Annotated in this window: 28 protein-coding genes; 9 read left to right on the plus strand and 19 right to left on the minus strand. The window is 50.6% G+C overall.

Annotated features, from left to right (window positions below; translation table 11 throughout):
* Positions 1–257: hypothetical protein (locus tag WN56_RS17080; RefSeq protein ID WP_046075053.1), on the plus strand; the 257-nt coding region annotated here is incomplete at its 5' end.
* Positions 258–303: 46 nt separating this feature from the next.
* On the opposite strand, the gene WN56_RS11035 is transcribed toward WN56_RS17080, so the two are convergent.
* The 11 genes from WN56_RS11035 to WN56_RS11080 all read right to left on the minus strand — a co-directional run bounded on the left by WN56_RS11035 (position 304) and on the right by WN56_RS11080 (position 9,891).
* Positions 304–1,206: a LysR substrate-binding domain-containing protein gene (locus tag WN56_RS11035; protein ID WP_046074620.1), complete on the minus strand. Its 903-nt coding sequence runs from the start codon at positions 1,204–1,206 to the stop codon at positions 304–306.
* 59 nt (positions 1,207–1,265) lie between these two features.
* Positions 1,266–1,442: a hypothetical protein gene (locus WN56_RS16885; protein WP_156146668.1), complete on the minus strand. Its 177-nt coding sequence runs from the start codon at positions 1,440–1,442 to the stop codon at positions 1,266–1,268.
* A gap of 22 nt (positions 1,443–1,464) precedes the next feature.
* A complete protein-coding gene (locus WN56_RS17210; RefSeq protein WP_046075054.1) occupies positions 1,465–2,850 on the minus strand; it encodes a HAMP domain-containing protein in 1,386 nt (461 codons plus the stop codon).
* Between the two features lie 175 nt (positions 2,851–3,025).
* A complete protein-coding gene (rsmC, locus tag WN56_RS11045) occupies positions 3,026–4,051 on the minus strand; it encodes a 16S rRNA (guanine(1207)-N(2))-methyltransferase RsmC (RefSeq protein WP_046075055.1) in 1,026 nt (341 codons plus the stop codon).
* Between the two features lie 110 nt (positions 4,052–4,161).
* On the minus strand, positions 4,162–5,247 hold the full coding sequence (locus WN56_RS11050) for an AI-2E family transporter (RefSeq protein ID WP_046075056.1): 1,086 nt from the start codon (positions 5,245–5,247) through the stop codon (positions 4,162–4,164).
* Positions 5,248–5,371: 124 nt separating this feature from the next.
* Positions 5,372–6,523 (minus strand): radical SAM family heme chaperone HemW, encoded by a 1,152-nt coding sequence (gene hemW, locus WN56_RS11055; RefSeq protein ID WP_046075057.1) that lies wholly within the window; start codon positions 6,521–6,523, stop codon positions 5,372–5,374.
* A gap of 3 nt (positions 6,524–6,526) precedes the next feature.
* Positions 6,527–7,123, minus strand: a complete 597-nt coding sequence (locus WN56_RS11060) for an XTP/dITP diphosphatase (protein WP_046075058.1) — start codon at positions 7,121–7,123, stop codon at positions 6,527–6,529.
* A 28-nt stretch (positions 7,124–7,151) separates the two neighbouring features.
* Positions 7,152–7,592, minus strand: a complete 441-nt coding sequence (locus WN56_RS11065; RefSeq protein ID WP_046075059.1) for a DUF4426 domain-containing protein — start codon at positions 7,590–7,592, stop codon at positions 7,152–7,154.
* Positions 7,593–7,746: 154 nt separating this feature from the next.
* Positions 7,747–8,301 (minus strand): YggT family protein, encoded by a 555-nt coding sequence (locus WN56_RS11070; RefSeq protein ID WP_046075060.1) that lies wholly within the window; start codon positions 8,299–8,301, stop codon positions 7,747–7,749.
* Positions 8,302–8,317: 16 nt separating this feature from the next.
* Entirely contained in the window at positions 8,318–9,136 is an 819-nt protein-coding gene (proC, locus tag WN56_RS11075) for a pyrroline-5-carboxylate reductase (RefSeq protein ID WP_046075061.1), read from the minus strand.
* Positions 9,137–9,189: 53 nt separating this feature from the next.
* Entirely contained in the window at positions 9,190–9,891 is a 702-nt protein-coding gene (locus WN56_RS11080; protein WP_046075062.1) for a YggS family pyridoxal phosphate-dependent enzyme, read from the minus strand.
* A gap of 23 nt (positions 9,892–9,914) precedes the next feature.
* Between WN56_RS11080 and WN56_RS11085 the strand changes: the two genes are divergently transcribed.
* A complete protein-coding gene (locus WN56_RS11085; protein ID WP_046075063.1) occupies positions 9,915–10,943 on the plus strand; it encodes a type IV pilus twitching motility protein PilT in 1,029 nt (342 codons plus the stop codon).
* Here the strand turns inward: WN56_RS11085 and ruvX are convergent.
* The 7 genes from ruvX to WN56_RS11120 form a co-directional block, all read right to left on the minus strand.
* Positions 10,928–11,356 carry a Holliday junction resolvase RuvX gene (gene ruvX / locus WN56_RS11090; RefSeq protein WP_046075064.1) on the minus strand — a complete coding sequence of 143 codons (429 nt, stop codon included), beginning with the start codon at positions 11,354–11,356 and terminating at the stop codon, positions 10,928–10,930. The two genes, WN56_RS11085 and ruvX, sit on opposite strands and share 16 nt — an antisense overlap.
* Positions 11,353–11,919 (minus strand): YqgE/AlgH family protein, encoded by a 567-nt coding sequence (locus WN56_RS11095; protein WP_046075065.1) that lies wholly within the window; start codon positions 11,917–11,919, stop codon positions 11,353–11,355. The genes ruvX and WN56_RS11095 overlap by 4 nt, the downstream gene beginning before the upstream one ends.
* An 87-nt stretch (positions 11,920–12,006) precedes the next feature.
* Positions 12,007–12,951 (minus strand): glutathione synthase, encoded by a 945-nt coding sequence (gene gshB, locus WN56_RS16965; protein ID WP_046075066.1) that lies wholly within the window; start codon positions 12,949–12,951, stop codon positions 12,007–12,009.
* Positions 12,952–12,969: 18 nt separating this feature from the next.
* A complete protein-coding gene (gene rsmE, locus WN56_RS16970; protein ID WP_046075067.1) occupies positions 12,970–13,701 on the minus strand; it encodes a 16S rRNA (uracil(1498)-N(3))-methyltransferase in 732 nt (243 codons plus the stop codon).
* Positions 13,702–13,799: 98 nt separating this feature from the next.
* On the minus strand, positions 13,800–14,342 hold the full coding sequence (locus tag WN56_RS11110) for a SprT family zinc-dependent metalloprotease (RefSeq protein ID WP_046075068.1): 543 nt from the start codon (positions 14,340–14,342) through the stop codon (positions 13,800–13,802).
* Between the two features lie 71 nt (positions 14,343–14,413).
* Positions 14,414–15,568, minus strand: a complete 1,155-nt coding sequence (metK, locus tag WN56_RS11115) for a methionine adenosyltransferase (RefSeq protein ID WP_046075069.1) — start codon at positions 15,566–15,568, stop codon at positions 14,414–14,416.
* A 174-nt stretch (positions 15,569–15,742) separates the two neighbouring features.
* Positions 15,743–16,669 carry a LysR family transcriptional regulator gene (locus tag WN56_RS11120; RefSeq protein ID WP_046075070.1) on the minus strand — a complete coding sequence of 309 codons (927 nt, stop codon included), beginning with the start codon at positions 16,667–16,669 and terminating at the stop codon, positions 15,743–15,745.
* A gap of 172 nt (positions 16,670–16,841) precedes the next feature.
* Between WN56_RS11120 and WN56_RS11125 the strand changes: the two genes are divergently transcribed.
* From WN56_RS11125 to mscS, 5 genes are all read left to right on the plus strand, one after another.
* Positions 16,842–18,806: a ligand-gated channel protein gene (locus WN56_RS11125; protein ID WP_156146673.1), complete on the plus strand. Its 1,965-nt coding sequence runs from the start codon at positions 16,842–16,844 to the stop codon at positions 18,804–18,806.
* A 196-nt stretch (positions 18,807–19,002) separates the two neighbouring features.
* Positions 19,003–20,007 carry an erythrose-4-phosphate dehydrogenase gene (gene epd, locus WN56_RS11130; RefSeq protein WP_046075194.1) on the plus strand — a complete coding sequence of 335 codons (1,005 nt, stop codon included), beginning with the start codon at positions 19,003–19,005 and terminating at the stop codon, positions 20,005–20,007.
* Between the two features lie 72 nt (positions 20,008–20,079).
* On the plus strand, positions 20,080–21,246 hold the full coding sequence (locus tag WN56_RS11135) for a phosphoglycerate kinase (protein ID WP_046075071.1): 1,167 nt from the start codon (positions 20,080–20,082) through the stop codon (positions 21,244–21,246).
* 153 nt (positions 21,247–21,399) lie between these two features.
* Positions 21,400–22,476: a class II fructose-bisphosphate aldolase gene (fbaA, locus tag WN56_RS11140; RefSeq protein WP_046075072.1), complete on the plus strand. Its 1,077-nt coding sequence runs from the start codon at positions 21,400–21,402 to the stop codon at positions 22,474–22,476.
* A 171-nt stretch (positions 22,477–22,647) separates the two neighbouring features.
* Positions 22,648–23,505 carry a small-conductance mechanosensitive channel MscS gene (gene mscS / locus WN56_RS11145; RefSeq protein WP_046075073.1) on the plus strand — a complete coding sequence of 286 codons (858 nt, stop codon included), beginning with the start codon at positions 22,648–22,650 and terminating at the stop codon, positions 23,503–23,505.
* Between the two features lie 56 nt (positions 23,506–23,561).
* Here the strand turns inward: mscS and WN56_RS11150 are convergent, their stop codons facing one another.
* The gene (locus tag WN56_RS11150) at positions 23,562–24,152 is read right to left on the minus strand and encodes a LysE/ArgO family amino acid transporter (protein WP_046075195.1); all 591 of its coding nucleotides are present in this window, start codon (positions 24,150–24,152) and stop codon (positions 23,562–23,564) included.
* Positions 24,153–24,309: 157 nt separating this feature from the next.
* Between WN56_RS11150 and WN56_RS11155 the strand changes: the two genes are divergently transcribed.
* Together WN56_RS11155 and WN56_RS11160 are read left to right on the plus strand one after the other, a co-directional pair.
* Positions 24,310–25,200, plus strand: coding sequence for a LysR family transcriptional regulator ArgP (locus WN56_RS11155; protein WP_046075074.1), 891 nt, complete (start codon positions 24,310–24,312; stop codon positions 25,198–25,200).
* 96 nt (positions 25,201–25,296) lie between these two features.
* Positions 25,297–25,995 carry an oxidative stress defense protein gene (locus tag WN56_RS11160; protein WP_046075075.1) on the plus strand — a complete coding sequence of 233 codons (699 nt, stop codon included), beginning with the start codon at positions 25,297–25,299 and terminating at the stop codon, positions 25,993–25,995.
* The last annotated feature ends 39 nt before the right edge of the window (positions 25,996–26,034 follow it).

Below are 26,034 nucleotides of genomic sequence, written 5' to 3' on the forward strand. Positions count from 1 at the left end.
GCGCCGATGGTAGTGTGGGGTCTCCCCATGTGAGAGTAGGACATCGCCAGGCTTGCTTTCTTGTTTTCAGATTTTTGGAAAAATCTGAAGGCAAAAACGCTTATCTTGCTAATTACTCGATGCTTTTGATATCTTTGATGCTCATGTATTGGCATACACTGTGCGTCTCGCTTCAAAATCCTCATCGCATCAAACAAGATAACCTAATTAAAGCAGCTACATGTAAGACTTTAATTAGCAGAAACACCAAGCCCTGACCTCACGGTCGGGGCTTTTTTGTATCTGTCGCGTGGTGATTGCTGGTTAAGTAGAAGAATGGGGTTGAGGTTGCCAGTGTAAGCAGAAATCCCAGAAGCGGGTGAGTAGGCCTGACTGGTATTTATCTTTGTGGCGCACAAGCCAATAGCGCCGGGATAATAGCAAAGGGAGTTCGAGGGCAACCACTCGACCATCGGCAATGGCGTGTTGAGCGGAGAGCTTAGACAGGTACGCCAAGCCTAACCCGGCACTTGCAGCATTTAAAATCGCTTCTGTGGTATTGAGCTCGAAAGAAAGGTGCCAGCGCTCGAAGCGAGGAGCAAGGCTTGAGAGAAAGTGCTCACGGGTGCCCGAGCCAGATTCGCGGATCAGCCAAGTTTGATTGTCGAGATCGCCCACACTTAACGGTGCGTGACTCACAAGCGGGTGATTAGGGTGACAAACCACCGCCATCTGATCGCTTAACCATGGCGTTTGCAGTAAATCGGGATGCAGTATTTCACCCTCTATCAACCCAATATCCAGCTCGAAGTGTTGAAGGCGAGTGATGATTTCTTGGCTGTTGGCAATCACCAATGTTTGTTGTTGATGACACGTCGCATGGCGAAAATCACTAATCAGTGTAGGTAAAAGCTGGTTACCCACCGTATCGCTTCCACCTAGTCGCAACCAACCAATCAGTTGGCTATCGTCTTTTAGTGTGGCACTGATTTCGTCGCTACGGGTGAGTAGTTCATCTGCTTTAGGGATAAGCGCTATCCCTTGGTCATTGAGGTGAAGCCGATTGCCGCGTCGATCAAACAAGGGGTAACCGAGCTGACTTTCTAACTCGGCGAGTGCCATACTGACTGCTGGTTTACTGAGAAACAGTTTCTTGGCGGCGGCGGTGATGGTGCCCTCTTGCACGATGGTTAAAAACACCCGCAGTTGAGGAAGAGAAAGCGTCATCGAAACCTAATGATAAAGAGTTTCAAACACTATAAGGCGGTGCCTGTGCGATGACAATCTTAACGCTGGCCTTTGTCTTGGCTGACCCAGTGCTGGATATCTAATTGTGCCTGTTTTAATGCCTGATAGTGTGGTGATTGCTCACTCGTATGCTTGAGAACAAAGTCGAGCGTGCGCACTACATTTCGCCAACGTGGTGTTTTTGGGACGGTTTCTACGTGCAGGTACTTATCCAAGGTTCTTGTTTGAAAGCTACCTTTATCCTGGTAAACACGCCATAAGCCACTTTTTTTCTGCTAGCCCGATTTTATCCCCACCCCAAGCGGCCAGAGCTAAGTTCATCGCATCCACTAAGCGACGATGAATACTCTCCGGCTGATGCGCTTGTGTCTCTTTATCGTTAATCGTGATTGATGGAGAAAAATACGTCGCTCTCAAGCTGTGTTTTAAGTGGGAGAGTGCGCTTGCAAGGCGACCAATTTCATCTTTTCGCTGGCGATGGGTGACCGGATAGTCCAGTTCACCTGCGGCAAACTGCTCGGCGCACCAAGTCAGTTGTAAGATAGGCAGTGTCAGGCGGTGAGATAGCCAATGCCCAACACAGACTAATAAAACAATAACGACGATCACGAGTGTCGCACTGATCGCATACAAGTGGCGCAGAGGCTGATAGGCACGTTTTTGAGGTGTACAAGTGATCAACGCCCAAGACGCCCCCGCCACATTGACGGGTCGATACGCCGTGAGTTGAGGCATGAGTGTATATTGGCTTGGAGACATGACCCCTTGTTGGCCATGGAAAGCGGCATCGATGGCGTGCTTTGATGGCAAGATCGAGGGCCTAGCTTGATCAGTGTGAGGCACCCAACTGTTGAGTAAAGATTGATGATTTTGATTAATCAGCCACAGCCCAGACTCTGGTTGCTGCCGTTGGCGAAGTGTCGCAGACAAGTTATCGGTTGTGGTGCTAATAGCAAGGACGCTTTGCATATGGCCGCTTTTAAGTATGGGGACCAGATACCAAGCTTGCATGGTGCGTGAGCCATGTGGCTCAAAGGCAGTGCGCATCCATTTAGGGCGCTGCTGGGCAGGCATATTCATCAATTGCTTGATCGCATTTTTCAGTGATGGGTTGTCCTGTGTCATGGGGTGGGCTTTGACGGTGTATACGAGGTTTTGGTTTAAATCAAACATCGCGAGATTGTTGAACGCGTATCTTGCTAACCAAGATTGAAATTGGTGATGAAAGCGACGATATAAGCGGTGATACTTTTGGGCTGTTACGCCAGCATATTGGTTCGGAGACTGTTGAAGGATCGGTATGAGTCGACGCTGCGATTGGCGCGTATCATCACCGAGTTGTTGGAATGCATGAGGAAAGCCATAAAAGCGTCCACCGCTGCTGGTTGCTAGATCAGAGGCTGCAAGATTGGTTACCGCGCGCACTTGGTCATTAAAATATGATGTGATGGTGACATAGTAACGATCGCGCTCGCTCTCGAGCTGTTGATGGGCTTGATCGATCAGCAGTTGCGACTGACTCCAAGTAAAGTATCCCGTCAAAATCACCACAGGGATAATACTAAGACTAAAAAGCCACCACATAAAGCGGCGTTGAAGACGTGTAGAGTAACCTATATCCATTTGCACGCTGTGAATACCTCTCCCTGATCACGCGGGCTTGAATCGCAAACGGCTGCCAAAAGGCAGCCGCGAGAGAGTAGACGCTAACACGTCCGATCAGTCAAAACTGTGACCTGCTGTCAGGTATCAAACCTTACAAGTGTGTTACTCGACTGATTGATGGTGTTGTCAGCAACTAGCGTGCTTTTCGCGCATGATAAACGGCAAATCGACGGGTTTTCGCGAGGGTATCGCACTGACCGAATCCTTTTTCAATAATCGGCGGATAACGTAAGAAGCTGTTGGCGACGATCGCTAATTGGCCGTGACGGCGCAGGTAGCGAGGTGCGTTTTCCAGCAAGGATTCGGTGGCATGGTAAAATGTCTCCAATCCTTCATGGAAAGGTGGGTTGCTTATAATGGCATCAAACTGCTGTCCACTGACGGCCCCTAACATGTCAGAGACAAAAACAGAGCCGCTGAGCCCATTGGCCGCGAGCGTCGCTTGGGTTGATGCGACCGCTAAATGACTCACATCAACACAGGTGACCGTACAGCTTGGGTGGGTAGCCAGTAGTACCGTGCCGATAACGCCCGCGCCACAGCCGACATCAATCACATCGCCTTGTATGTCGGGCAGGTGCTGGAGTAATAAGGCCGTGCCATCATCAAGGCTTTTGTGACTAAACACACCGGGTAAAGCACGAACAGTGAGTGATAGGCTGCCTACTTGGAGAGGGTAGTCGTGAAACCAATCTGCCAGGCTAAATGACGCCGCCGGTGATGTGCACTGGCCATGGTATAGGCTGCATCGGCGAGCTGAATCTTGTTTAATGACTTGGCCATACGGTGCAAAACGTTTTTCGATGCTTTTGACGCCACTGCGGTTTTCACCCACTACGATCCAGTCGACATTCGCGCCGAGACGATGCGTGAGCATCGCGAGAAGAAAATCGGCTTCCGCTTTTGACTTAGGCCAGTAGAAAAGTACCACGTCGACGGCGCTATCATCCGTATATTCTGCGCCTGCGTGTACATGGATGTCAGTATTTGCCATTCGTGTGGCATAGCCATGATGGGTCGTAAATACCGACACGCGTGCGGCATGAGACAGTAGCTGCTGGGCAAAGTCATCTTCGAGCTCCCCGGCCAATAGAACATGTTTATTGGCGAACAAGGTGAGGTGACGCTGAGCAATCTCGCTGGGTGCCGTGAGGGTCATGAGGGTTCTCTTTCCGGTTATAAGTACTTATCGGCCGCGTTTGAAGGTAGGGTGGCGCGCCAAGACAAGGATTTTCCCACAAAGCGCGCACTAGGCCAATATCAAACCCCCTACGCGTTATCTTGTCGGTCAAGAAAGCGTTCAAATTCGATCTCGTACATCCGAAAGAGTACCAAGGTAATCGAAAAGATAATCGGACCATAGATAAGCCCCATCAAGCCGAACAGATGAAGCCCTCCTAATAGTGAGAAGAAGATAAGCAAGGTATTCATCCCCGAGTTACCTTGCATGAGGAAGGGACGGAGTAGATTATCGATGGAGCCGACCACCACAACACTCCATATCAGTAAGGCGATAGCCCATTGCCAATCGCCCGTGGCCACCAAATACAGCACGGTTGGCAGCCAGATAAGCGCAGTGCCTACCACAGGGATAAAGGAGGCGAACGCCATCATGGTCCCCCAAAATAGTGCTGGCAGCCCGACGGCCCACATCGCTAGCCCGCCGGCGGCCCCTTGCGCCAAGGCGGTAAGAAAAGACCCAAGCACGGCAGACTTGGCGACCTTCTCTACTTCATCCAGTAACTGATCTTCTTGGCTTCGTGATAAGGGGATCACGTGGCGGAGCGTATGGATAATGCTGTCGTGATCACGGAGCAAGAAAAACAGGACAAACAACATCAGCATGAAGGTGATAAAAAAGTCGGTCACATCACCTAATACCTTGGAGCTAAATTCGAGCATTTGGCCACTGAATGAAGACATCCAAGCCGCCAGCTTTTTCACGGTTTCTTGTGGGTCAATTAAATCAAATGGCAGCCACTGGTTGAGAAAATGCAGCGACGATTGTATTTGCGGGTTGTTGAGTAACTGTTTTGCGCCGCCGTTGTTGAGCCATTCGTAACTGCGTGTAAAAAAGCTCACGCCTTGCTCGATAATGGCCCCTGCTACCACGGTGAGCGGAATGATGATGATAAAGGTGATTAAGACACAGGATATGACCGACGCCGTGTTTGGGCGTTGTCCAATGCGATCTTCAATACGTTTATGAACAGGGAAAAAGAGCAAAGAGACAATAAACGCGAGTACAATTGCACCAATATAGGGCTCGATAAGTAAATAGCACGCATAGGCTGCGATGATCAGCGCGGCGATTAAAGTCCAATGTTTCGGCTCGACACGAAATGACGAAGTCACAGGGTATCCCTCTTAGGCTGGTTGAATGAATCGCGCTTGCTTTACTTGCCGTCAAAAGACCAATCCGCCGCTGGGCAGGTAAAGGCGCCTAAACAATAGGCACCTTAACATACAGTTTGTTGCACTAGTCAGCTAAAAAAATGGCCAAAAGATCGTTGAGGAAGAGTTTACCTTTGGCGGTCACTTGCCAATGTGTCTCGGACTCAACGAGCAGACCTTGGTCATACGCTTGAGCTAATGGCTGGTTAAGGTGGTCGAGAGGCAACCCCGTGCGGGCAACAAACTCGGCTTTCGGACAAGGCTCGAGTAGGCGAAACCGGTTCATGAAGAACTCAAACGCGAGATCAGTCTGTTTCACCCACTGGCTATCGGTGAGATAGGCCTTTTGTGGATCAAGATAGCCGCGCGGATGCTTCACTTTAACTGTCCGAAGCAGGCGAGACTGATCGCCATTCGGTAAGGTGAGTTTGCCATGGGCGCCGCAACCAATCCCCAAGTAGTCGCCAAAGCGCCAGTAGTTGAGGTTATGAGCGCATTGATGATCGGGTAAGCTGTATGCAGATGTCTCGTATTGCACGTAGCCAGCGTCGGTAAGCAGCTGATGGCCGCGATCAAAAATGTCCCACAAGGTATCTTCTTCTGGCAGGGTCGGTGGTTTGGAGTAAAACTGGGTGTTGGGCTCGATGGTCAACTGATACCAAGACAGATGTGGCGGCTTAAGTGCGATGGCTTTTTCCAAGTCACCCAGTGCTTCTTGCTCTGATTGCTCAGGTAAACCATGCATTAAATCGAGGTTAAAACTGTTTAATCCAGCTTGATGAGCAAGGTGGGCCGCACGCTCTGCCTCGCCAGGGCCATGAATACGCCCTAGGCGTTCGAGCTTATCAGCAGAAAAGCTCTGCACCCCGATAGAAATCCGGTTAACGCCTGCTTGTCGATAACCGATAAATTTATCGGCTTCCACGGTGCCAGGGTTGGCTTCCATGGTCACTTCCATGCTCTTACTGACGGGAAGGCGTGCTTTGATGCCATCCAATAGGCGTGCTATCTGTGAAGGCGACATCAAGCTTGGTGTACCGCCTCCAATAAAGATCGAGTGCAGTGTGCGCGTGATGACTGAAGGGTAGGCGGCAAGATCGGCATCAAGATCGTCAAGCAGCGCATCGATATAATCCTCTTCTGGGATCGCGCCCTTTTGGGTATGCGAATTAAAATCGCAATAGGGGCATTTTTGTACACACCAAGGGATGTGCACATATAAACTCAATGGGATCATGGCTTATTGCGACGCTTTTAAGGCTTGGAACAGGGCGTTGAGTGCTTGTCCGCGGTGAGAGCGTTGTTTTTTCTCGGAAGCGGGCATTTCTGCTGCGGTACACTGCTGATCGGCAGGTAAAAAGACCGGATCGTAACCAAAGCCGTTTTCCCCTTGCGGTGCGTGAGCGATTTGCCCTTCCCACACCCCGTGGCAGACTAGCGGTGTTGGGTCATTAGCATGACGCATATAAACCAATACGCAATGGAAGCGAGCCTGGCGTCCATCATTGTCTGTATCATGCAATGCTTCTAACAGTTTAGCGACATTATCCGTATCACTGGCCGTTTCCCCCGCATAGCGCGCAGAGTAGACGCCTGGTGCGCCGTTTAAGGCATCGACTTCAAGGCCTGAATCGTCGGCGATGGCGGGGAGGCCGGTCACTTTCGCCGCATGACGTGCCTTAATGATGGCATTTTCGATAAAGGTGGTGCCTGTTTCATCAACTTCTTCAACGGCAAAGTCACTTTGCGGCAGGACGTCGAAACCAAATTCGCCGAGTAGTCCCGCCATTTCTTTTACTTTGCCTGCGTTCCCCGTTGCCAACACAACTTTATTCATCACAGTTACCTATTGGGTTATGGCCCGACTATGGGGCATCGACGTAAAACGTATAATTATAGTCAAAAGACGCATTGCGGTTTCCTTCGGCGTTAAGGTCGATATGGAAGCGATACGTCTCTTCATCATCGGCTGCGAAGGTGGCGATGTAATAGATCGCGTCCCCTTCTCTTACCTCGGTAAAGTCCAGTTCACGACTGTTTCCGACCAAGTTTTTTACTTGCCCGGTGATCTCGGCGGCTACCGCCGGTTTTCCCAGTTGCATGGTATCGAGAACGGCAATGTTGACCAAGCCTCGATAGCCACTACGAGTAATGTCGTACTGCTGGGCGATTTCGGGTGTCAAGAAAGTGGTTGAGAGCGTGTTATAATGCACTTCCAACTCACCGACTTCTTTAAACTGCCCCGCCCAAGCCGGTGTGATAAGCAAACTCAATATCATGCTGAGCGCTGCTATGATCTGACGCATAATCATTCCTTGTGATAAAGCGAAGTGAGGTTCGCTATCAATACGTACGGGTGCCTAAGTACGATCCGCCGTACATCGTTGGCACCCGTGAGATTCCGTAAGCGGTGCAACCCGTGGCGATAAGTCGAGGGGGACTTAGCGCGTGGCGGTTCGCTTACAGTGCATACCAAATCGGGCCGATAAAATCGCCGATAAGCATATTGATAAATTGGAGCGCGATAAAGATCACCAGAATACTGAGATCGAGCCCACCGATGGGTGGAATAATACGGCGTACTGGCGCACATACCGGCTCAGTAAGTTGATGAAAAACATACTCTACTGGATTGTTGCCTTGGCTGACCCAACTCAAAATGGCACGCAGGATCAGCACCCAGAACAGCAACTTACCCGCGGCTTTTAGTAAGGCGATGGCAGAGAAGAGGAACATGCCTGAACTCATTGCAAAGGGGTTGCCGGCGACTAAATCCAGTACCACAAATTTCGCCACCATGAGCAGGTAAGCAAACAGCACCGTTGCCAGATCCAAACCACCGAGTGCCGGGATCATACGACGCAACGGGCCCACCACAGGCTGGGTCGCTTTGACGATAAATTGAGAGAAGGGGTTGTAAAAGTCTGCGCGCGCCCATTGTAGCCAAACGCGTAGCAGCACCACCATGATGTAAAGATCAAACGCGGTGTTGATCAGAAAGGTCATTGCATTCATATCGTTGCCTTAGTGATTAAAATTCTTGTTCCATTTGTTTGGCGCGGCTGACTGCCGCCTGCATGGCCTGTGCCACTATATCGCCAATGTGGTGCTGGTCGAAAACACGTAACGCTTCAGCGGTTGTGCCGCCTTTCGAGGTTACCTGCTCACGCAATTGGCCAATGGTTGTGTCCGTATTGCTTACCACCATTTCTGCCGCCCCTTTTGCGGCTTGCTGAACCAGCTGCCTGGCTTGCTCGTCGCTAAAGCCTTGGCGGATAGCTTCTTGATGCATCGCTTCCATAAAGCGAAAGAAGTATGCCGGTGCGCTGCCTGCAGCCGCAATCACACCATTAATTTTTGCTTCCTCATCGACACAGCAGACCTCGCCGACGGCTTTCATCAATGCGGTGGCGTAGTGTTTATCCGCCTCCGTTACCTGGCTAGACGCATAGAGTCCGCTCATTCCTTGGCCGACAAGAGACGGTGTATTCGGCATGACACGGATGAGGTTGAGTGTGGTACCTGCCATCTCACACAGACGATGAGTACTGATGCCGGCTGCTATCGAGATCACCAGTTTCGAAGACCAATCGACAGCCGATAAATCGCTTAAAACCTGCGCCATTAATTGTGGCTTGACCGCCAAGACAATGACGTCTGCCGCTTGGCAGGCATGCAAGTTATCACGGGTGGTTTGGATGCCATAATCCGTACTCAGCACATCGCCAGGGTGGGCGCTGGGTGATGAGGCCGTTATCGCAGAGGTCGGGTAGCCTGCACTCACAAGGCCAGCAATGATGGATCGCGCCATATTACCGGCGCCAATAAAGGTAAGGGAGCGATGTTCCATGAAAAGCGTTCCTGTTGTTCTCGTCATTGTATTGGTTTATTACGACCGCTTCGTTAGCGGCTGTCTCGCGCGCCAAAAATCGCGGTGCCGACACGTACCATGGTGCTACCACACGCAATCGCCGCTTCCATGTCACCACTCATGCCCATCGACAAGGTATCGATACTCTCTGTCTGCTCACGGAGGGCATGAAACGCATTTGATAAAGGTTCAAATGCGGCGCATTGTCGCTGATAGTTCGTCTCAGGCTGTGGAATAGACATTAATCCTCTGACATTCAAGCCGGGTAGGGCTCGGATATCTTCAATGAGGGCGATGGCGTTATCCACGGTTAACCCCGACTTTGATGCCTCGCCACTGGTGTTTACTTGTACCAAGACATTGAGCGGCGGTAAATGTGCCGGACGTTGCTCGCTCAGGCGTTTAGCAATCTTCAACCGATCGACAGAATGCACCCAGTCAAAGTGCTCTGCAATCAACCGTGTTTTGTTGGACTGAATGGGGCCAATAAAGTGCCATTCAATGCGTGCTTCGGGATGATGCTGGGCAAAGTAGTCAATTTTTTCTACCCCTTCTTGCACGTAGTTTTCCCCAAACGCCTGTTGTCCCGCGGCGATGGCATCTGCGATCGCCTCGATAGGCTTGGTTTTGCTGACTGCAATTAATTGCACTGAGTCCGCGAGTCGACCGCATTTTTGGCTTGCGTGGTCTATCTGTTCCCTGACCTGTTGAATATTGTTCTTAATATGACACATACCTGATTCTGCAAGGAAAATGAATGGATATTAATGAGCTACTTGCGTTAAGTGTAAAGCATCGCGCGTCAGATCTACATCTTTCTGCGGGGGTGTCGCCTATGGTGCGGGTAGATGGCGATATGCGCAAGCTTAGTCTGCCACCGCTTAGCCACCAAGCTGTACGGCAATTGGTACTGGCGGTGATGAGCCCTGAGCAGCAGCATAGTTTTGACAATGAATGGGAAATCGACTTTTCCTTTGAGCTGGCCTCGGTGGCGCGTTTTCGTGTTAATGCGTTCCATCAGCAACATGGCTGTGCGGCGGTTTTTCGTGTGGTGCCAACGGCTGTCCCAAGGTTAGAGGATTTATCCGCGCCGCCACTTTTCAGTGAGCTGGCTTTGTTACACCAAGGATTGGTGTTGGTGACTGGGCCGACAGGCTCGGGGAAATCGACCACATTGGCGGCCATGATCGCGCAGATAAATCACCACCAGCAAAAGCATATTCTGACAATCGAAGATCCGATTGAGTTTATCCACCCGTCCGAGCAAAGTTTGGTGAACCAGCGAGAGGTCAAGCGTGACACGCAGTCTTTTCAGCAGGCATTGCGCTCCGCGCTGCGTGAAGACCCAGATGTGATATTGGTGGGTGAGCTACGTGATTTAGAAACCATCAGCTTGGCATTAACCGCGGCAGAAACCGGGCATTTGGTGTTTGCGACCTTGCATACCGTCAGCGCTGCTAAAAGTGTGGATCGTATCATTGACGTTTTTCCGGGCAGTGATAAACCCTTGGTACGTTCAATGCTGTCTGCTTCACTGCGGGCGGTGATCTCTCAGCAGCTTGTCAAAAGTGTCCAAGGCCAGCGTGTTGCCGCTTATGAAATCATGACGGTGACGTCAGCGATTTGTAACTTGATCCGAGAGGATAGAGTGGCGCAAATCACCTCCATGATGCAAACCGGCACCGCGCATGGCATGCAGACCATGGCGCAAGCGATGGCACAGCTAGAGAACCAAGGCGTGATTGCGCCGCAGGAGGCGATAACGTCCACTCAATCTGTGTATTGACGCTCAAACCAGCTTTCGATAATCACCACCGCAGATTGGGCGTCGACGGCGCCTTTTCCTAGCGCCTTATACCCGCCGCGGGAAAACAGATCCGCACGCGCTTCACGGGTAGATAGGCGTTCATCGTGCAGCTCAACTGGGTAGCCGAAACGTCCATGCAGGCGGTTGGCAAACTTCTTTGCCCTTGGCGTGATGGTCTCTAAAGGTTGACCGTGTAAATCAAGCGGCAAGCCTACCACCAGATAATCGGGTTGCCAGTCTTTGAGTATGGCTTCAATGTCATCCCAATTTGGGATCCCGTCTCGGGCTTTTAAGGCACACAAAGGGCGAGCGGTGCCAGTTAGCGACTGGCCGATGGCAACGCCAATGCTTTTGACGCCGTAATCAAATCCAATAATGGTTTGTGCGTTCATGCATGTCCTACTTGTGATGAGAGGTTTGCGGCGTCAATGCCGAGCTGATCGAGCGCTTTTTGCCAACGTTGGTGAACGGGGGTATCAAAAATGACCTTGGGATCGGCTTCCAGTGTTAGCCAGCTATTGTCGGCCAGTTCCTGCTCGAGCTGTCCCGGCTCCCAGCCTGCATAGCCCAGCGCGACCAGAAATTGCTCTGGCTGTTGCTCGGTGCCGAGAATCGAGAGAATATCTTTTGAGGTCGTGACCGATAGCTGATCAGACAGGGGAATACTGGTGCCATACTCACAGGTTGCAGGATGCAGCACAAAGCCTCTGTCTTCGGAGACAGGACCACCAAACAACACAGGTTGAGACAAGCTCTCTGTGGTGCTTGAAAGGGGGAGCTGGCGCTCGACGTCAATTTGATCCAGCATTTTGCCGACAGACAAATTAATGGGGTGGTTAATCATCAGTCCCATTGCCCCATCATGGCTATGCTCACAGACATAAATGACACCATGCTGAAAACGGCTATCAGCCATACTGGGCATCGCGATTAAAAAATGATTTTTCAGATCCATATCGCCGTCTCCTGTTGGTGCGCGTACCTTGAGTATGCGCGAAGATTGATGTTTTAGATAATGAAGGAGGCGCTGCGCCTCCTCAAATTAGGCGCAGCGTCTGGCGATCGCCTCCATCAAGATGTCACCAATTGAAATGTCATACGCGGCGTCAATCTCGCGAATACAGGTCGGACTGGTGACGTTGATTTCTGTTAGCTTGTCGCCAATCACGTCGAGCCCTACGAATATCAGCCCTTTCTCTTTCAATGTCGGAGCGATCGCGCGTGCGATTGTCCAATCAGTCTCTGATAAAGGACGCGCTTCGCCACGGCCGCCAGCAGCCAAGTTACCGCGCGTTTCACCGTCGGCCGGGATACGGGCTAAACAGTAGGGAACCGGTTCGCCATCAACAATTAAGATGCGCTTGTCACCGTTGCTGATGTCAGGGACGAAAGTTTGTGCCATGCAAAAACGTTGGCCATGCTCGGTCAGGGTTTCAATAATCACCGACAGGTTTGGATCGCCTTGTTTGACTCGAAAGATAGACGCGCCGCCCATGCCATCGAGTGGTTTTAAAATCACATCGCCGTGTTCGGCTTGGAATGCTTTAATTTCGTCGGCACGACGGGTCACCAAAGTGGTCGGCGTATGCTCTGGGAACCACGCGGTATAAAGCTTTTCATTGCAGTCACGCAAACTTTGCGGCTTGTTAACAATCAATACACCCGCTTCCTCAGCCCGCTCTAACATGTAGGTTGCGTAGATGTATTCCGTATCAAACGGCGGATCTTTGCGCATCAATATGGCATCAAATTCTCGCAATGCGAGGGTTTGGGTTTGGTCGATTTGGTACCAATGGTCAGGGTTATCCATCACAGTCACACTGTGGGTGCGAGCGTATGGTTCACCCTGCTGCATTGACATATCTTCCATCAAGATATAATGCACTTCCCAGCCGCGTTTTTGTGCTGCCAGCATCATGGCAAACGTGGAGTCTTTTTTCACACTGATGGCCTCGATGGGGTCCATCACAACACCTATTTTCATCATGTTTCTCCTGTTTGCCGGTTAACCCAAATCGCCAAAACGGACTTGAAGGGCCGTGATGGCGGTGAGCGCCGCGGTTTCTGTTCGCAACACGCGTGGGCCGAGTAGGATCTCTTCAAAGCCGTGTTCGCGTGTCATTGCAATCTCGTCATCAGACAATCCGCCCTCTGGGCCAATGAGCAAGCGTAGCTTGTCGGGGGCGTCGGGCAGCGTATTGATAGAGTAGGGGGCACGCGGATGAAGGTTCAGTTTTAAGCCATCAAACGCCTGCTGGCACCATGTGTCTAGATTGATCACCGGGTTAATGGTGGGCACCACATTACGGCCGCTTTGCTCACAGGCGCCAATCGCGATTTTTTGCCATTGTTGGCGTTTTTTCTCGAGTCGCTCAGCATTGAGTTTCACTCCGCATCGAGCCGATAAAAGGGGAGTGATGGTATTCACGCCTAATTCGACCGATTTTTGAATGGTAAACTCCATTTTCTCACCACGTGAAATCACTTGGCCGAGTTCAAAGTCAAGCGGTGACTCGACACTGTGTGATTCGCAAGCGGTAATGGTCGCGACAACCTGCTTTTTACTGACTTCCGTCAGCATAGCGGGAAACTGCGCACCACTGCCATCAAAGAGCAAAATCGGTTGTTCAGGTTGCATACGTAGGACGCGACCGAGGTGGTTGGCAGCTTCGCCACTCAGTGTCACATCGCCTTGCGATGGCAAGGGCGTTGGGTGATAAATTCGAGGAATTCGCATTGTGCTCGTTTTCCATGGTCATCTCGCCCTCAGTGTAACATGGCTACGGGGGCGATAGGCTTTGTCACTAATATGGGGTCGAGTGGTGAAAAAACAAATTATTCTAAGGCGTCAAGGTTTCTCACTAGTGGCTGTTTACAGCGGTTGCAGCGATAGGTGGCTTGTCCGCGCTGTATTTTATTGTGGCGGCGAATGGATAAGGCAACAGGGCCACACTCACACTGGTACGCGAAGGTTTTGCCTTGCACGGCACTGATATCAAGCTGGTGGGTGGTATTGGCAGGGGCGTTAAATACCTGGGTCATTAGCGAACGCCACTCAGGACCATGTGGTTTTACCCGACCGTATAGCGCAAAGGTAACCAAATGACAGACCTCATGAGGGATCACTTCGTCGAAAAAGGTCTCTGGTGCCTGCTGTAAAAGGATCGGGTTAAACCTAACACGCCATTGCGTGGGGTGCGCGGTGCCAGCGGATTGACCCCGTAGTGTGAAGCCAATCGCAGGATAGTGTAGCTGGGTGCCTAATTGACGATTAGCCGCATCAATACACTGGTAAACACGCGTGTTAGCCGCTTGCTGTAATGCATCAGGTGACCAAGCGGTCTTGTCAAAGGCGAATGCGTCAGAAGCAGAAGACATAGTGTGGCGATCCTAGTGGCGATCAAAAAGGGAAGCCGAAGCTTCCCTTACAAGCAATGAGTACGTGGAGATCACCCGAGCTTGGCAAAGTCGCGCAATAGCGCTGCTTTGTCGGTTTTCTCCCAGGGGAAGATGTCGCGACCAAAGTGGCCATATGCAGCCGTTTGCTTATAGATGGGTTGTAATAAATCCAGCATTTCTTGCAAACCATACGGGCGTAAGTCGAAGTGTTCACGAACCGCTTTAGTGATCACTTCTGGGGCCACTTTTTCGGTACCGAAGGTCTCCACCATGATAGAAGTGGGTTCCGCAACGCCAATCGCGTAAGACAACTGGATTTCACAACGGTCAGCAAGCCCTGCGGCGACAATGTTTTTGGCCACGTAACGCGCGGCATACGCGGCAGAGCGATCCACTTTTGAGGGGTCTTTACCCGAGAAAGCTCCGCCACCGTGACGGGCTGCACCGCCATAGGTGTCGACAATGATTTTACGGCCTGTTAAACCACAATCGCCCATCGGTCCGCCAATCACAAAGCGGCCCGTTGGGTTAATGAAATACTTGGTGTCTTTGGTCAGCCATTGTGCCGGCAATACTGGCTTGATGATTTCTTCCATCACCGCTTCGCGCAGATCGTCGGTTGAAATACTGTCGCAATGCTGTGTTGAGAGCACGACGGCATCAATACCCGCAATTTTACCGTTGTCATACGCAAAGGTGACTTGGCTTTTCGCATCTGGGCGTAACCAGTCTAACGTGCCGTTTTTACGTACTTGCGCCTGACGCTCGACCAAACGGTGTGAATAGGTGATGGGGGCAGGCATCAGCACATTGGTTTCGTTGGTGGCAAAGCCAAACATGATCCCTTGGTCCCCGGCCCCTTGATCTTTCGGATCGGCGCGGTCAACCCCTTGATTAATGTCGGGCGACTGTTTACCAATGGTGTTCAATACTGCACAAGAGTTGGCATCAAAGCCCATATCAGAGTGGACATAACCAATATCTTGAACGGTTTGACGGGTGAGCTCTTCGATATCGACCCATGCCGAGGTCGTCACTTCCCCGCCTACCATTACCATGCCAGTTTTAACATAGGTTTCGCAGGCAACGCGTGCTTTGGGGTCTTGCTCAAGGATGGCATCCAAAACAGCATCAGAAATCTGATCTGCGATTTTATCAGGATGGCCTTCAGAGACGGACTCTGAGGTAAACAGGTGCTTCGCCATGTGACACTCTCATTGGTTATCAAGGAGATTGGCGATACGTAACAAAGGGCATCGCCGATCATCTCAGATGTTTTAACTTCTAGACGTCTATTTTATTCGTAATTGTGATAAACGCAAGTCAGTTGATGCATATGGGTGTGTCTTTAAGGTATAGCAAAATTGGCTGAGGCACGCTTACACCTCATGGCATGCTTGCTGCGGATTCAGTGAACACCAAGGTGAGGGAACCGCTTCTTGCAGCCAGTGCACCAGTGATTCGACACGCAGAGGAAGACGGCCAGCGCTGCAGTAAAGACGCAACGGAACCGGCGCTGAGGCCCATTGGGGCAAACACCGCGTGATTCTATCAGGATGATGGTGTTGATAGCCAGTGGCGCTCCAAATCGGCAGCAATCCAACGCCCTGCCCATCTGCGATGGCATCTAACTGAATCGCTATCATGTCGCAATTAAAGCGGCTAGGCATGGCGCTTAAGTGATAGGTGTTGTCTTGGTCATAGAGCGTCAATCCTTGTCGGCGAAGGGCAAATACATCGAGCCAAGGGTGTTCATCGAGCATGCTAGGGTGTGTAAACGGGCCATATTGGCTGACATAATCTGGCGCAGCGTAAATACCATATTGCCAATGGCCGAGCTGATATGAGCGACAATTGACCGGCAGCATGATGTCTCCTGCCCAGATGATAAGATCGGCCGACTGAATACGTTGTGCGCTGACTTCACTCGTCAATGTGATGGATACTCGAGGGTGCTCAGCGAGAAAAGTACTGATCAATGGACCCGCCCAGCCGCGCATCATTCCGGGGTGGCAAATCACTTCTATCGCCCCTTGAAGATGATTATTTAAATCTTGTATTGCCTCTTCGCTTTTTTCTGCTAACTCAAGAATTTGATGGCAGTATCGCGCAAATATCGCCCCCGCTTTTGTTAAGACCAGTCTATTGCCTTGTCTTTGCGTTAGAGGCTGGCCTAGGTCGGCCTCCAGTTGAGCCAAGCGACGACTCACCGTTGACTTGGGTTGGCCCAATGCCTTGGCGGCAGCGGTAAGGCTTTGATGATGACACAAAGCCGCAAACGAACGGATCGAAGAAAAATCCTGCATAACTGTCCTTTTAACGCCAGTAAGACGTCACGTCGGCTGTCCAGAAGGAGAGAAATCATCTCGTTCTATAAATGGAACGAGATGTTCCCTTTATGGGGCTAGGCGTCTGTGCATCTATGTGAATAATTCTCAATGAACAAATGATAACTATTATCACAAAATGGAGTTGATTATGTCCAGTTGTCTTCGTCCCGTTGTGCTCGGGATGGTATTAGCCGGTATGCCTGTGAGTGCCATTCATGCGGCAGAAGCAGGCGATCAAAACACGGAAACCATGGTGATCACTGCCTCAGGGTTTGAACAAGCCACGGCAAAGGCGCCAGCGAGTATCAGTGTGATTAGCCGTGACCAACTTGAAGATCGTTATTATCGTGATGTCACGGACGCATTAAAGCGTATTCCTGGTGTCGTGGTTACAGGGGGCGGTGACACCAAGGATATCAGCATTCGTGGAATGGGCTCCAAGTATACCTTGATGCTGGTGGACGGAAAGCGTATGACGAGCCGAGAAACACGTCCGAATAGCGATGGCCCGGGTATTGAACAAGGCTGGTTGCCCCCCCTTCAAGCGATTGAGCGTATCGAGGTGATTCGGGGGCCGATGTCGACCTTGTATGGCTCAGATGCCATCGGTGGGGTGATTAATATTATTACTCGTCGTGAACAACATGAATGGCATGGCAACGTGCAATTAAGCACCTTACTTCAAGAAAAACGCGCATCAGGCGATGAACAAAGCGCCAATTTTTACCTTTCTGGCGCCTTAAGCGATAAGCTAGGGATGACGGTATCGGGTCAAAACGTTCAACGCCAAGAAGACGATATTCTCTCTGGTTACGAGGACAAATCTTTACGTAGTCTTTCTACCTCGTTGACTTATGATGCCAGCGATTTTCAACAGTGGACCTTGGACTTGGGCGCGAGTTCGCAAGAGCGAAATGGCCACATAGGCAAAACCGTTCCCACGGATGATAGCCAGTGTCGACGCAACCAATGTGAAAACAGCAACAATGAATATCGACGGCAATCAATCGCCCTTGGGCATGAAGGGCATTGGACGTGGGGCTGGTCAGATTCACACTTACAGTACGAGCAAAGCCGCAATAAAAGTCGTGAAATGACGATTAAGAACACCGAGTTTAAAACCCGTCTCATTCGTGATTTTGAAACACACACTTTGACGGTCGGTGGCTCAGTGAACAAAGCGAAGTTGGAGGACTTTACCTCCAATAAAGCGTCGAGCCAAACTGAGATTGATAATACACAAGCGGCTTTATTTGTCGAAGATGAGTGGCGTGTGATTGAGCCATTTAGTCTGACCCTCGGGTTACGTGTCGATCATGATGAAAACTACGACTACCACGCCAGCCCACGTGTGTACGGCGTGTATCAACTCAACAGCGACTGGGTGGTGAAAGGAGGCGTGGCGACCGGGTTCCGTTCACCGCAACTGCGCGAAATTGCCCCGAATTGGGCGCAAGTGAGTCGTGGGGGAAATATCTATGGCAACCCCGATCTGGAGCCCGAAACCTCTGTTAACTCAGAAGTCAGTATCAACTATCAAGGCGATTCGGGGATCAGTGGCTCGTTAACCGCATTCCATAATGACTTTGAAGATAAGATCACCCGAGTGGCTTGCCCAACCTCGGTGTGTACGGATGGCCCTAATCAATTTGGCTCAGATCCAACCTATCGGATTAATGTCGACGAAGCGGTCACTCAAGGGGTTGAAGCGAGCCTATTCGTGCCAGTCACGGAGACGCTCGATGTGAGTGCCAGCTATACCTATACCGATTCAGAGCAAAAAACCGGTGATTATAAGGGGCAGCCTTTAACGCAAATTCCCCAGCAGCTCGCGTATGGTGAAGTCAATTGGCAAGCCACGGAAAGGCTGAATCCTTGGGTGAGTGTGACCTATCGTGGCGAAGAAATGGATCCTGTGACAGGTCCATCTTCTCGCAGCAATATAGAGCCAAGTTACACCTTGGTGGATGCTGGGATGAACTATCAGCTCAGCGATGCCATTGAACTGCAAGGCGCGGTTTATAACTTATTGGATAAAACCCGGGAGTATGAAGACTACGGTTATATCAGTGATGAACGTCGATATTGGTTAGGACTAAATGTTAGCTTCTAGTCATTGATAAAAGGCGTGTTGTTACTTCATAGACTGCCACACTCCTAACACTGCCACGCCCGTCTCGGACTATCACCAGGCGGGCGTTTTTTTCCGCATTTTACTCCCAGGTAGCGTGAGAAGAGTCACACAACACGTGCGTCTTTTACGTGCTTGAGATACACTATGGGGCATCGTTAAACGAGCACCGATGGACATGGCATTAAGAGTCGCAATTAATGGATTTGGTCGTATAGGGCGCAGTGTATTGCGGGCCCTGTATGAAAGTGGCAAGCACGATCGCATTCAAGTGGTCGCGATTAATGAGCTCGCAGAGCCCGAGGCGATGGCGCATCTGCTGCAATATGACTCAAGCCATGGTCGGTTCGGCTGGCCGGTTTCCTATAACCAAGAACATTTGTTTGTCGCCACCGACAGTATTCGCCTGCTTCACTTACCGGAACTTCAGCTTTTACCTTGGCGTGACCTTGATGTCGATATTGTCTTGGACTGCACGGGCAAGTTTGGCACACGCGAAGACGGTGAGGCTCATATTGCTGCAGGTGCTAAAAAAGTCTTGTTTTCACATCCCGCCAGCCAAGATGTTGACCGTACCGTTATTTACGGGGTCAACCATGATGCGTTAACCGCGGATGATCGTATTGTCTCTAATGGCTCATGCACCACCAATTGTATCGTCCCAGTGATCAAAGCCTTGGACGAAAACTTTGGGATTGAGTCCGGCACTATCACTACCATTCACTCTTCAATGAATGACCAGCAGGTGATTGATGCGTATCACTCAGATCTGCGCCGAACGCGCACCGCAAGCCAATCGATCATCCCGGTGGATACCAAACTCCATGTTGGAATTGGTAGGATTTTTCCGAAATTTTCTGACAAATTTGAAGCGATCTCGGTGCGCGTACCGACGATAAACGTGACAGCGATGGATTTAAGTGTCACTGTACGTACTAAAGTGAAAGTTAATGACGTAAATCAAGCTCTGCAGACGGCATCTCGATGTACATTAGACGGTATACTGGATTATACCGAAGCGCCCTTGGTATCGATCGACTTTAACCACGACTCACACAGCGCCATTGTTGATGGATCGCAAACACGAGTCAGTGATCACCAGCTGATTAAAACGCTGGTTTGGTGCGATAACGAGTGGGGTTTTGCCAACCGAATGTTAGATACCACACTTGCCATGGCGTAATAGACGCAAGCGTGGGTGGGGTGTTGCCCTGATTAAATCAGTTTCAATTTGCAACCTTATAGCGAGGACCATATGTCTGTAATTAAGATGACCGACTTAGATCTTGCCGGAAAGCGTGTGTTTATCCGTGCTGATCTGAACGTGCCTGTAAAAGACGGTAAAGTGACCTCTGACGCACGTATTTTGGCATCACTGCCTACGATTAAGCACTGCTTAGAAGCCGGTGCAAAAGTCATGGTGACCTCTCACCTAGGTCGTCCTGAAGAAGGTCAGCCTGAAGATCAGTATTCACTGCAACCGGTAGTGAACTACCTTGATGATGCGCTGGATTGTAAGGTCAGCCTCGCTAAAGACTATCTAGACGGTCTTGAGCTTAATGCCGGTGAGCTGGTGGTGCTTGAGAACGTGCGCTTTAATAAAGGCGAAAAGAAGAACGACGAAGCGCTCTCTAAAAAGTATGCAGCGCTGTGTGATATCTTCGTGATGGATGCATTCGGCACCGCGCACCGTGCGCAAGCGTCAACCCATGGTGTGGGCACGCATGCGCCTGTAGCTTGCGCCGGTCCACTGCTGGCCAACGAGCTGGATGCGTTAGGCAAAGCGATGGACAACCCTGCTCGCCCAATGGTTGCCATTGTGGGTGGGTCAAAAGTGTCTACCAAACTGACGGTGCTGAAATCACTGTCAACCGTTGCTGACCAGCTGGTTGTGGGCGGTGGTATTGCGAACACCTTTATCGCAGCAGACGGTCACAATGTCGGTAAGTCGCTGTATGAGGCGGACTTAGTGGATACGGCGAAATCTTTAATGGAAGAGTGCCATATTCCTGTCGCGACCGACGTTGCGTGTGCGAAAGCGTTTGATGAAAACGCGGAAGCAGAGATCAAGCGCGTTGAAGATGTGCAAGACGACGACATGATTTTCGACCTTGGTCCTGAATCAACCCAGGCATTGGCAGACATTTTGAAAAATGCCAAAACCATTCTGTGGAATGGCCCTGTTGGCGTCTTTGAGTTTAAGAACTTTGAAGCGGGCACAGCAGGCATTTCAAAAGCGATCGCGGAGTCTGAAGGCTTCTCTGTTGCAGGTGGCGGCGATACCCTCGCGGCGATTGACAAGTTCGGCATCCAAGCTGACGTGTCTTACATCTCAACCGGTGGCGGCGCGTTCCTAGAGTTTGTTGAAGGCAAGCCTCTTCCAGCGGTAGAAATGCTGGAAGCACGCGCCAAAGACGCATAAACCAGATAATAAAACGGGAGGGACATCTCCCGTTTTTGCTTTCGTTTGACTACAATAGGCCGAGTCGTAAACGATTGCACCAGATTGATAAGGATGCTTCAGGCATCTTTACTCAGTTCAGCAAAGACAACCCGAGTTAATAGGACAAGAGCCATGTCTAAAGTTTTTGATTTTGTAAAACCTGGCGTTATCTTTGGCGATGACGTTCAGAAAGTATTTGAAGTTGCCAAAGAGAACAAGTTTGCATTGCCTGCAGTCAACGTGGTTAACACTGACTCAATCAACGCAGTGATGGAAGCCGCGGCGAAAGTAAAAGCGCCAGTGGTTATTCAGTTCTCTAACGGTGGTGCGGGTTTCTTCCCGGGCAAAGGTCTGAAACTAGAAGGCCAAGAAGCGCAAATTAAAGGCGCTGTTGCCGGTGCGAAGTACGTTCACGCCATGGCTGAAGTCTACGGTGTGCCGGTGATCATGCACACTGACCACGCTGCGAAAAAACTACTGCCTTGGATTGATGGTCTACTTGACGCTGGCGAAGCCTTCTTCAAAGAGCACGGTAAACCACTTTTCTCTTCTCACATGATTGACCTGTCTGAAGAGTCTCTAGAAGAGAACATGGAAATCTGTGCCGAATACCTAGCGCGCATGGACAAAATGGGCATGACGCTAGAAATCGAACTGGGTATCACGGGTGGTGAAGAAGACGGCGTGGACAACAGCGATGTTGATACGGCTGACCTTTACACCAAACCAGAAGAAGTGGCTTACGCGTACGAAAAACTGTCTGCTGTAAGCCCTCGTTTTACCATTGCCGCTTCATTCGGTAACGTTCACGGTGTTTATAAGCCAGGTAACGTGGTACTTAAGCCAGAAATTCTTCGTGAATCACAGGCTTACTGTTCAGAGAAATTTGGTCTGCCGACCAATGGTCTGAATTTCGTGTTCCATGGTGGTTCGGGTTCTTCAGAAGAGCAAATTCAAGAATCCATTGGTTACGGTGTGATCAAAATGAACATCGATACCGATACCCAATGGGCTACATGGGATGGTATTCGTCAGTATTACCAAGACAACGAAGGCTACCTGCAAAGCCAAATCGGTAACCCGAAAGGTGATGATCAGCCTAACAAAAAATTCTATGACCCACGCGTTTGGCTACGTAAAGGTCAAGAGTCGATGGTTGCGCGCTTGGAGCAAGCTTTCAAAGACCTCAACGCGATTGACGTACTGTAAACGTCACAACAGTGTTGAATTAAAGCCCGCCGCTTGGCGGGTTTTTTTATATCTGCGTGATAGCGACACGTCTCATTGGGTAGACATTTTGCGTAATTGAGATAGACAGCGACCAGTAAAAGGCTGTTAACATAGGGTTACCGTTTATCCCAACTTGAAGAGGGAAAGTGAATGAGTGAGGAAAACACAGTGGTAGAGGGCGCTAAATGGGCCCAGACTTGGCTGATGGATAATCAAGATCTGTTGACGCAGTACGGGGTGAACATTATTTCCGCGCTACTGATCTTGGTGATTGGTAACCTTGTGGTTAAAGGTTTAGCTAACTCCATGGCGGGTGTCATGCGCAAGCGCAACATGGATAACGCGGTGGTGGAGTTTATCCATGGTTTGGTGCGTTACTTACTGTTTGTCATTGTTTTAATTGCAGCATTAAGCCGCGTGGGTGTGCAAACGGCGTCTGTGATTGCCATCTTAGGTGCCGCAGGTTTAGCCGTGGGTCTTGCCTTACAAGGCTCGTTGGCCAACTTTGCTGCCGGGGTATTGATTGTGATGTTCCGTCCGTTCAAATCGGGCGATTACGTCGAATTGGCCGGAGTCGCTGGCTCTGTTGAGTCCATTCAAGTGTTCTCTACGGTGCTCACGACCCCTGACAACAAAATGGTGGTGGTTCCTAATGGGTCCGTGATCAGTAGTCCAATCACTAACTATTCCAAGCACGCGACACGTCGCATTGACTTGACGATTGGCGTAGCGTACAGCGCGGATTTGAAGAAAACCAAAGCGGTGCTAACCAATATCGTCACTCAACACCCCTTGATTCTGAAAGACCCTGAGCCCAATGTGGCGGTGATGACGTTAGCCGACTCATCGGTCAATTTTGTGGTGCGCCCTTGGGTGAAAACAGAAGACTACTGGAGTGTTTACTTTGAGCTGTTGCCAACCATCAAAGAAGCACTGGACGAAAATGGTATTGAAATTCCGTTCCCGCAAATGAGTGTTCATTTCGAGCGCGGCGAGAGCCAAGCGTAACCTCACGGCGGGCGACCGTCATTATGGATGCGGCAGCGTGGCCGCATCCCTCTTTTTTAACCCGCCAGTAAACGTGCGTACAGGCCAAGTGCGAGTTTACCGGCCACGAATAACATCATACTCGCCATGAGTAGGTCGAGCAGTCGCCGGATAGAGGGCGTGGAGAGCCACGGCGACAAGCGCGCGGCCCCTGCTGATAAACCGTAAAACCAAAGGCACGATCCCATTAGGGCGCCGACAGTAAAGGCAACGCGTTCATCGAACGCAAATTGGCCACCAATTGCCCCTAACACTACCACGGTATCGAGATACACATGCGGATTGAGTAAGGTCACCGCCAAGGCACCAATGATCACCGCGCGGCGGCCTCGACTCATGGTGGGTGTCGCCATTGACACGTCTTGGCTGTGCTGACGTGCGCTTTGGATAAACTGCCATGCATACACACTCAGAAAAGCGATCCCCGCGAGCGTAATGGTGTTGAGCAGAAGTGGGTAGCTTGCTAACAATGCCCCTCCGCCAAAAATACCACTTGAAATCAAAATAATATCGCAAATAAAGCAGATCGATGCTGTGGTCATATGGTGTTCACGGCTGATACCTTGGTTAATCACATAGGCATTCTGAGCACCAATGGGAATAATCATGGTTAGGCTTAACCCTAAGCCCTGAAGTGCGACGAGAAAGCTGCTCACCCTGTTCTTCCTTCTTTTTACTGGTATAACCCTCACTTTAAGCAGGATTGCCTATTAAAGGAACTTAATTATATTTATGGTTAATTAATTTAACTAATGAGGCGCAAGGATGGATTATCGAGGAGTAGAAGCGTTAGATGCGGTGATCTCTTGGGGAAGTTTTGAACGTGCGGCGGCGGCCCTGTTCATTACTCAATCTGCGGTCTCTCAACGTATAAAGCAGTTAGAGCGGCAAATCGCCCAGCCTGTAATGGTGCGTGAGCAACCTCCGCGGCCAACGCCGATCGGTCAGCGTCTACTGGGTCTTTATCGACGCGTGCAACTGTTGGAGCAAGAAACCTTGCCTGAGCTGGCACTAGGTATTGATGGGTCAGTCTTGTCGGTCTCCATTGCCACCAACGCGGATAGTTTAGCGACTTGGCTACTTTCGGCCCTCGCGCCACTGACCGCCCATCAAGCGATTGACTTTAATTTATTGGTTGAAGATGAAAGCCGTACGCTCAATAAAATGCGCAGCGGTGAAGCGATTGCGGCGATCAGCACTGACTCCACGCCGATGCATGGCTGTGATTGTCGTTACTTGGGTACCATGGACTACAGTTGTGTGGCTACCCCAGCGTTTGCTCAGCGATACTTTTCTGATGGGATTGATAGAGAGGCGTTAATGGCCGCGCCGGCAGTGATTTTTGATGCACATGACGATATGCATGCGGATTTTCTAGCGGCTCATTATGCCATGCCCGCAGCGGGGTGGCGCCGACATATTGTCCGCTCTTCGGAGGCATTTGTGGCCATGGCATCGCAAAGTATGGCGTATTGTTTGATCCCACGGATTATGGTGTCAGCGCAGTTAGCGGACGGGCGCTTGGTGGATGTGATGCCGGGGAAAGTGGAGTCACGGCATTTGTACTGGCATTTTTGGGCGATGGAAAGTGGTGTGTTAGCGGCGATTACCCATGCTTGTCAGCAAGCGGCGAAACAAGCACTGGTTCAATATTGACACAAAATTGACGTTGATAGGGGAGCTTTTGGTGTTTTTTCGCGTCTGACCTAGCGTTACTTACTATCTATCGCTTGCCTTCTCAAAGGAGAGATTATGCAAAAATTGAAAGCAATGGTATGGCTGACGGGGGCCTTAGTGATGGCACCCGCCGCGATGGCCAATATTGATTTTCCTCACTTGGACATTACCGGTGTCGGGGAAGTGACCGCTGCGCCAGACATGGCGAGCATTGAAGTGGGCGTGGTCACTGAGCGTAAAACGGCGAAAGCTGCGAAAGCCGCATCCGACAAAGCGGTCACGGCGTTTATCAATCGGCTGTCGGCACAAGGGGTAAAGCGCGAACAAATCGAGAGTGCGCATATTCAGCTGTCACCGCGTTATCAACACGCCAAAGACAAAGCGCCTGAGCTGATTGGCTACCGTGCGGAACGCCACGTTACTGTGACACTCAATCAGCTCGATAAATTGAATGCGGTGCTAGATGGTGCCTTAGGTGAGGGGATCAACCGTATTCGCCATGTACAGCTCACCAGCAGTGAGCAGGCCACCTTGAAAGATAAGGCCCGTGAGGCGGCGGTACAAGACGCCAAAGAGAAAGCCGAGGCGCTCGCGAAAAGCCTGGATATGCGTGTTGATGGCGTCTGGCAAATTCGTTATCGATCCAGCAACCCACGTCCTGTGATGATGAATACCGAACTGCGCAGCGGCAGCGCGGATGTCGCTGCGAGCTACCAAGATGCAACCATGCAGGTGCGTGATCAAGTCGATATTATTTTCCGCCTTGATGACTAGTAGCGTCGTTGGCCAACACGATCAAAAAAGGGCGCTGAT

The sequence above is a fragment of the Salinivibrio sp. KP-1 genome (assembly GCF_000968645.1).
GTDB classification, from domain to species: domain Bacteria; phylum Pseudomonadota; class Gammaproteobacteria; order Enterobacterales; family Vibrionaceae; genus Salinivibrio; species Salinivibrio siamensis.